This window comes from Janibacter sp. CFPM2_SD2 (assembly GCF_057364645.1).
On record NZ_JBNFOF010000245.1, the window covers coordinates 1 to 4,087 of the forward strand.

General features: G+C 72.5%; 4 protein-coding genes. 2 read left to right on the forward strand and 2 right to left on the reverse strand.

What is annotated here, in order from left to right; all coding sequences use genetic code 11:
- The first annotated feature begins 237 nt into the window (after nucleotides 1-237).
- Both folB and AC2W7J_RS16515 read left to right on the forward strand, forming a co-directional pair.
- On the forward strand, nucleotides 238-1,098 hold the full coding sequence (gene folB, locus AC2W7J_RS16510; protein ID WP_485983731.1) for a dihydroneopterin aldolase: 861 nt from the start codon (nucleotides 238-240) through the stop codon (nucleotides 1,096-1,098).
- Complete coding sequence (locus AC2W7J_RS16515; RefSeq protein WP_485983735.1) at nucleotides 1,098-1,568, forward strand: DUF3180 family protein; 471 nt, start codon at nucleotides 1,098-1,100, stop codon at nucleotides 1,566-1,568. Before folB ends, AC2W7J_RS16515 begins: the two co-directional genes overlap by 1 nt.
- Here AC2W7J_RS16515 and AC2W7J_RS16520 read toward each other — a convergent pair.
- Nucleotides 1,561-2,364: a class F sortase gene (locus tag AC2W7J_RS16520; RefSeq protein ID WP_427801449.1), complete on the reverse strand. Its 804-nt coding sequence runs from the start codon at nucleotides 2,362-2,364 to the stop codon at nucleotides 1,561-1,563. The genes AC2W7J_RS16515 and AC2W7J_RS16520 overlap by 8 nt on opposite strands.
- A 154-nt stretch (nucleotides 2,365-2,518) precedes the next feature.
- Nucleotides 2,519-3,766: a hypothetical protein gene (locus tag AC2W7J_RS16525; RefSeq protein ID WP_485983733.1), complete on the reverse strand. Its 1,248-nt coding sequence runs from the start codon at nucleotides 3,764-3,766 to the stop codon at nucleotides 2,519-2,521.
- Between the last annotated feature and the right edge of the window lie 321 nt (nucleotides 3,767-4,087).

Genomic DNA, 4,087 nt, shown 5'->3' on the forward strand with positions numbered 1-4,087 from the left:
TCGACGCCCGCGCCGTCGTCACCGCCGCCACCGAGCGCCCGCGCCGCCCCGCGCGGGGGTGTGGTGCGTGCGGGTGCACGACGTCGTCGCGACGGTCGACGCCATCGACGTCGCTGCCGCGCTGGGGGAGGTCCGGTCCCTTCGAGACGGTCGCTGCGCGACCTCCTCAGGGAGCGGGGAGATCGGTCGCTGCGCGACCTCCTCAGGGAACGGGGAGAGCGGTCAGGGAGAGCGCCGATGACCGACCGGATCAGCCTCCTCGGCGTGCGGGCGCGGGGCTTCCACGGCGTCCTGGCCGACGAGAAGCGGGACGGCCAGGACTTCGTCGTCGACGTCGTGCTCCACCTCGATCTCGCGCCTGCGGGCACGAGCGACGACCTCGAGCGCACCGTCAGCTATGCCGAGGTCGGCGCGGACGTCGTCGCGCGCATCGAGGGCCCCTCCCTCGACCTCATCGAGACCCTCGCCGAGCAGATCGCCGCCGACGCGCTGGCCCGACCGCTCGTCCGGGCCGTCGACGTCACCGTGCACAAGCCCTCCGCGCCCGTGGGCGTGCCCTTCGGCGACGTGTCGGTGACCGTGAGCCGCCGTCGTGAGGTGCCCGTCGTCATCGCGCTCGGAGCCAATCTCGGCGACGCCGCCCGCACCCTCGACGCCGCCCTCGACGACCTCGGCGACGCCCTGCACGACGTGCGGCGGGCCCCCTTCGTCACGACGGATCCCGGTGGGGCGGACCCGACCACGCCGCGCTCACACCGAACGTCCGTCGGTCGTCGCACGACCTCGCTGGGCCCCGGCCGAGCTGCTCGCGCGGCTGCACGCCGTCGAGGCCCGCCACGGCCGCGTGCGCGAGGTGCGCTGGGGTGCCCGCACCATCGACCTCGACCTCGTCCAGTACGGCGACCGGTCACCGGAGACGACGTCGTGAGTGACGACCCCGCCCTGACGCTGCCGCACCCGCGGGCGCACGAGCGCGGCTTCGTGCTGCAGCCGTGGTCCCGGGTCGACCCCGACGCCGTGCTGCGCGTCGGCGACGCGGTGACGCCGGTCGCCGACCTGCTCGCCGCCCTCGACACGAGCGACATCGAGGAACTGTGATGCTCGACCGCGGCCTGCGCATCCACACCGTCCTCGCGGCACTGGCCCTGGCGGGTGTGCTCAGCTGGGGCTTCGGTCGCTGGTGGGTCGCCGGCGGTCATGCGCCGCTGCGCATCGGCTGGCTCACCGCCGTGCTGCTCGTCGGCATGGCCGCGATCGTCGTCGCCGCAGGCCGACGGATGTGGCGGATGCGCCGCGGCCGCGCCCACGTGCCGCCGATCGTCGCCGAGCGCATCCTGCGCCTGTCGCAGGCGAGTGCCCTCACCGGCGCCGTCATCGGCGGTCTCTACCTCGGTCAGGCGGTCACCCTCGCGCCGGACATCGGCTATGCCGGTCGCGGCCACCTGGCCCTCGTGTGGGCCGTCGCGGGGCTGGCCGCGCTCCTGCTCACCGGCGCCGGTCTGCTCGTGCAGTCGTGGTGCCGCGTCGACGACGACCGGGAGGACGACGAGGAGTCGTCGGTCAGCTGACCATCTGGTCGGCCCAGACGACCCAGTTGCCCTCGTAGTGACCGGCGTTGATCGGGGTGTCGGGGTCGCAGGTGATCAGGCGCAGCACCGGCTGCGGGTTGTCCCAGTCCCAGATCGAGTCGTCCTGCGGCACGCCCTTCTTCGACGCGGCCTCGGAGCGGGTGATCTTGAACTTCACCGTCCGCCCGGACCCGTAGGTCACGGTGACGACGTCACCGATGCGCACCCGCGGCAGGTTCCAGAAGACGTCGGGGTTGCCGCCGTGGTTGATGTGGCCGACGAGGATGCTCGCGCCGGTGTAGCCCGGCTTGGGCCAGCCGGGCTCGGCGTACCAGCCGGCCGTGCCGAAGGGGGGAGCCAGCACCTTCTGCGCGTCGAGCCGCGTCGCCTGGAGCGAGGCGTCGACGATGTCGCGTCCGCCGGAGCGGACCTGGACCCGGGTGGGCTCGCCTGCGGGGGCCTCGGCGGACGTGGGCTGACTGCGCTGGGCGGCAGAAGGGGTGGACGAGGGCGTCGTCGTGCTCGAGGACTTCGAGGAGGTCGACGACGAGGTGGACGAGCGCTTGCGCGTCGTCGAGGAGCTCGTCGGCTGGTAGGAGGGCTCGGTGATCTCGCTCGGCGGGACATAGGTGCCGACCGGCAGGGAGGTCTGGTCGTCCTCGCGCTGGGTCCACCACGCACCGGCTGCGGCTCCGCCGCCGATGACGAGCGCGACGGCTGCCGCGATGAGCCACGTCGTGCGGCGGTAGAGCGCGCGTTCGCGGCCCTTCTGTCGTCGCGTCGGCGGGGTCGTCACACGGTCCTCCCAAGTACATGTGTCGGCGTGTCGTGGTCAACGACGGGGGAGTGCCGGCGGTTCCCCCTGGTGACAACGGTACGGGCCGCCGGGTGGGAGGTGCTCCCGACCCGACGGCCCGTGGCCGTGATCACCGACCGTGGTCGGTGGTATCTCAGTGCTGTGCGGCCTGACGGCGGCGGACGAGGACGACCGAGCCGGCGCCCGCACCGGCGAGCAGCGCACCGCCGAGCAGGAAGGCGGCGGTGTTGTCGCCCTCGGGCTGCGCGACCCGGCTGAAGCCGTCGGTCTGGACGACGCCCGGGGTCTCGGGGCCGGAGGAGCCGGTGCCCGCACCGTCGTCGTCGCCGGAGTCGTCGTCGGAGTCGGGGTTGACCCAGGGGGCGTAGTACTCGACGTTGCAGCCGCCGGGGACCGAGCCGTCGTTGCCGTTGGCGTCGACGCAGTCCTCGGAGACCAGACGCACGTAGTCAGTGCCCTCGGCGAAGGGGAAGTCGCGGGTGTTGCTGCCCTCCGTCATGTTCCACTCGATGGTGCGCAGGACCTTCTTGTCGCCGTCGAGCAGGACGACCGTGACGACACCCGCCTGGTCCGCGGTGCCCTTGACGGTGAAGCTCTTGCCGTCGGAGGTGATCGGCAGGCTGGTGGGCTCGGTGAACCAGTCGTTGACCTCGGGAGCCGGGGTCGAGGTGGTGGGCTCGGACGTGGTCGGCTCCGAGGTGGTCGGCTCGGACGTCGTGGGCTCGGAGGTCGTGGGCTCCGAGGTCGTGGGCTCCGACGTGGTCGGCTCGGAGGTCGTGGGCTCCGAGGTGGTCGGCTCGGAGGTCGTGGGGTTGCCGATCGTGACCGTGCCGACGGTGGCGTCAGCGGGCGCGGTGCACGAGACCTTGAGGACGAAGCCCGTGTCGGTCGTGAGCGCAGCGGTGAAGTCGCCGGCCGTGATGTCGAGCTCGGTGTCCTCCATCGGAGCAACCTCGTCGGCGCCGGTGCCGGTGGCGACGACCGTGACGTCTTCAGTCTCCGGCACGTCGACCTTGGCGACGCTCAGCGTGGTGCTGCGCTCGGTCTCGCCGAAGGTGTAGCCGGCGTCGGCGGTGCCCTCCAGGGACTTGATGCTCAGGCTGCGCATCTTCTCGTGCGCGTCGGCGCCCGGGGTGACCTCGGCCGTGATGCTCGGCGCGGTGATGGCGGCCCCCTGCTCGTAGGTCTCGTCGACCCCGAGGGTGAAGGCGACCTGCCACGGGTCCGCGAACTGGATACCCTGGTCAGGGACGGAGCAGCTGTATGCGAGCTCCCCCGTGACGTCTGCATTGGCCGGGACGCTGACGGCGATGCCCGCCAGCCCCAGCCCGGTGACGAGTGCGGCGCCGGCCGACAGGCGGGCGGTGAGGCGCTTGGCCATGTGAATTGTCTCCCCGAGTTGCGGCGCCATCCCCTTGAAGGCGCCTCCGCCCGGCAACTTACCGATCCGTAGGTGGCCTCACAACCCTTTCCCAGCCACGTTTCACCCGTCGGTCAGGCAGGTGTGGCAGGTCGGGCGGCAAACATTCGGACCCGGTGTCGAACTCTGCAGGACCCTAGGGTCTTGCGGAGTTGGGCCCCGGCGGACGCGCGGAAATCGGACCCGGCGGACGCGACGAGGCGCCCCGGGCAGATCCCCGGAGCGCCTCGTCGTGGAGCCGCGTGCGGCTGCCCGGCGTGCTCAGCCCTGCGTGCGGCGCGC

Bases quoted from the DNA above. Each gene is read 5' to 3' on its own strand.
- folB (WP_485983731.1), top strand. From the start codon at position 238: ATGACCGACCGGATCAGCCTCCTCGGCGTGCGGGCGCGGGGCTTCCAC.
- AC2W7J_RS16515 (WP_485983735.1), top strand. From the start codon at position 1,098: ATGCTCGACCGCGGCCTGCGCATCCACACCGTCCTCGCGGCACTGGCC.
- AC2W7J_RS16525 (WP_485983733.1), bottom strand. From the start codon at position 3,766: ATGGCCAAGCGCCTCACCGCCCGCCTGTCGGCCGGCGCCGCACTCGTC.